Origin of the sequence: Caballeronia arationis (genome assembly GCF_001544975.2) — a bacterium.
Lineage (GTDB): Bacteria > Pseudomonadota > Gammaproteobacteria > Burkholderiales > Burkholderiaceae > Caballeronia > Caballeronia arationis.
Genome location: NZ_FCOG02000314.1, coordinates 1 through 3,132, shown reverse-complemented (window position 1 = coordinate 3,132; position 3,132 = coordinate 1). Strand labels below are relative to the sequence as shown.

The following is a 3,132-nucleotide window of genomic DNA, read 5'->3' as shown; positions in this document are numbered from 1 at the left end:
GGGTATGGAGCACGACCCAGGCGCCGCGCCGCGGCAGACCGCCGATATATTCGAGGAATTGGAAGGCGCGGGCGTGCAGGGCATCGTGCAGGGAACGCTCGAACAGGCCGCCGAGGAAGGGGCGACACGTCGCTCGGAACGCCGGGCGGCGCGGCGCGCGGCCGCAACGGGGGCGGACGAACGCGCCGGGGCGGGTGAGGCGCATGAAACGCTTCCCGAACCGCGCGCTGCCGCCGCGCTCGAAGGCCCAGCGGAAGCCATCGCCGCGCGCGCGAAGACGCATGAAACAGAACACGCCGCGCCCGCGACGCCGCGCATCGAACCGCTGCCAATGACGCCGCCGCTTCCGCTGCCGCCCGAGCTTTCCCCCGCGGTCGATGCCGGCCGCGCGCTCGCGCCCGAGACGCCTGTCGCGTTGCCAGGAAGCGAAGCCAATCCGAGGCCGGCGAAAGCCGCGCCCGAGCCGACGGAATCTACCGAACCGACGAGACCGCCGCCGCATGGCGACACCGAACGGCCAGGCCGCCGCCGTCCGCCCCCCTTGCCGCCGGAGGCGCATCGCGCGATCGCGTGGGCATCGGACGACTTCATGGAAGGCGTCGTGATGATGGATGCGACCCCGAAGAGCCGCGAGGAGATCAACATCGCGTATCGGCGTGCGATCGCCGCCGATCCGACGCGCGAGGTGGCCGTCTATCGCAATCCGGTGACGGGCGAGCACATTCTCGTGTTCGGCAACGCGGATTCGGTGTTCATCGGGCTGAACAGCAGTCTGGGCGAAGCGCCGCATCCTGCCGAGGCGGCCGCCACGCGTCAGGACTGGAAGGAGATTCTGCGCGAGGACGCCGGACGCTGGGAATTGGAGGTGCACTATCATCCGGGCGCGGCAAGCGAGCACGATCAGGCGCCGATGTGGCGGCGTCTGCCGAGCACCGGCGAGGAAGGCCGCGGCGACTTCCAGGTGCTGCGCTACGAATCCGGCGCGGCGGGCGGCTCGCCGCGCAGTTCGGTGATCGACTTCACGCACGAAGACAAACCCGGACATACCGTGTTCGGCTTCGATCCCGCCGATGCGAAGCCTTACTGGATCGATGTCGAAAATCCCGTCACCGGCGCGCGCGAGCAGCACCGCTTCGCCACGACGGAAGAATACGAAGGCTGGGCGCGGCAGCATGGCGCGGAGCCGAACGTCGATGTGGCGGACGCGGCGCAAGGCAGGACCGGCCCGGGCCACGACGTCGATGACGACTCCGTGGACACGCCGCGCGTACGGCCGACGGACGACGACAAGGAGCCTGTGCGGCCGGGCGCGGGCAAGAAAGGCGCTTCGCGAGCGAAAGCCGCGCGGGATGCAGCATTGGCGGCCGAGACTGATGCAGAGATGGAAGCGTCGTTCGTGGAGTGGGGGCCAGCAAAAGTCCCTCCCAAGGAGGTGCCGCCGATGCTCTCCGAGGCCGAGCGGATAAAAGTGTCGGCCAAGGCGCAGGCCGAGGCGCGCGCCGTCGAGAGTCAGGGAGTGGAAGACTTCAGGGCCGAGTCGCGCAAGAACGATAGAGCCGTCGAGCACTTCATGAATCTCGACCCCGATGGCTTCCTGGCCGTGGTTCGAGCCGAGGTCGAGGGGCCCGAGGCGTCGGTGCCGAGCATGCGCGACTTGCTGGTGGAAGAGCGCAAAATGTCGCCCGCCGAGGCAGACGCCTCGATCCGACGCCGGCGACGCTCGGGAGAGGAACAGGCGCTCGCCGCTTTCGAGAGGACGCTTCGCGACAAGATGACGCCAAAGCGCGCCGCGGCGGAGCGCGAGGCTCTCGGGCGGTTGCTGAACGAGCGTGGCCTGCGGGAATCGGTGAGTTTCGCGCGCAACCGCCACGCGTGGGGCGGAGAACTCGAGCGGCTATTCAATGACGGAAGCAAGTCCTCGCGCGCGTTGATCGACATCCTGCTCCAGTCACCGCACCTGTTGGCTGCCGCGCGCATGCAGCCTTCCTTGGTCAAGGAGCGCTTCGAACGGATGATCGAAAAGGCGCCACGCTCCAAGCCCACGCTGAAAGCCTTCGAGGCGCAGTGGAACAACTACATGACGCACCAAATCCTGCCAATCCTCAGCGAGAACGATGCGACCTTCAGAATGGCTCGGAAAAATCGCGGCATCCTCAAGAGCGAATCGACCTATGGCCACCGCGAAAACACCTTGGTCAACGAGGGGGGCATCGATATTGTGAGCTTCGGTCTTGCCGATCCGCCGCTTCCGGAGAAGGCCGAAGTCTATCTGACCGACGACAAGGCGGAGCGCAAGCGGCGGCTGCGGAATGTCTCCGCCCAGACCGAAAATCTCGGGCAGAACTTGCGACAGCATGCCGACGAGTTCGCGGCAACGCTGAAGCAGCATCGTGCGGAGGGAAAGAAGATCGATGAGATGAGCGAGAAGGCCGCAAAGCAGCTTCTCGACGCAGCCAACGCGATTGAGGATCTCGACAAGAGCCGTGTCGGTCGAGGCGGCAAGGGCCCGCGCCATCGGAAGGATACTTACATCGACAGCGTGGCGAAGATTCTCAAAGAGAATCACATTCACATGGAAATCACGAGCGAACGCGGAAACATCAAGACACTGGCCAAATGGCTGGAGCGATACGGATTTAAAATGGCCTTTGCTGACGAGGACGCGCGGAATAAGGAGCCTCCTCCGTCATCGAAACCGACGCCATAGATGCGGGTTATTGCAATCGTCGGCGCGTGGCAAATCTCAAGGCGTCTTGTGACACCATTTCTATTTCCGGCGCAAAGATGTTTGCAAATATGACAAGCATAGGTGGCATCGCTCTGCCGCCGCATACGCTCGGTCCAGTCATGCTCATTGCGAGTAATCAACTTGCCGTCACAACTTGCCGTCACCTTGCTGGCAATCACCTCGGTCAAGCTCGTCGTTGCGGGCCGAGCAACTCTTGCTGATCGCACCCCGCGTCTCTACACGTCGAGAATCTCGGGCAGAACTTGCGGCAGCATGCAGACGAGTTCGCAGAAACACTAACGAGGCTCCGCCTCAGACCGACGAGTAGTACGGGTGACTGCGGAGCGCTGGCGGTGTAAGGTGGCTCCGGCCGAGCCGGCTGGGACGTGCCCAGCGATGTACGA

2 protein-coding genes are annotated in these 3,132 nt (G+C 64.8%); one reads left to right on the top strand and one right to left on the bottom strand.

Annotated features, from left to right (window positions below; genetic code table 11):
- On the bottom strand, window positions 1-721 hold a 721-nt coding region (locus AWB81_RS45480; protein WP_144444360.1), incomplete at its 3' end, for a hypothetical protein.
- Between AWB81_RS45480 and AWB81_RS41465 the strand changes: the two genes are divergently transcribed.
- Window positions 707-2,707, top strand: coding sequence for a hypothetical protein (locus AWB81_RS41465; protein WP_144444359.1), 2,001 nt, complete (start codon window positions 707-709; stop codon window positions 2,705-2,707). The genes AWB81_RS45480 and AWB81_RS41465 overlap by 15 nt on opposite strands.
- Window positions 2,708-3,132 lie beyond the last annotated feature (425 nt).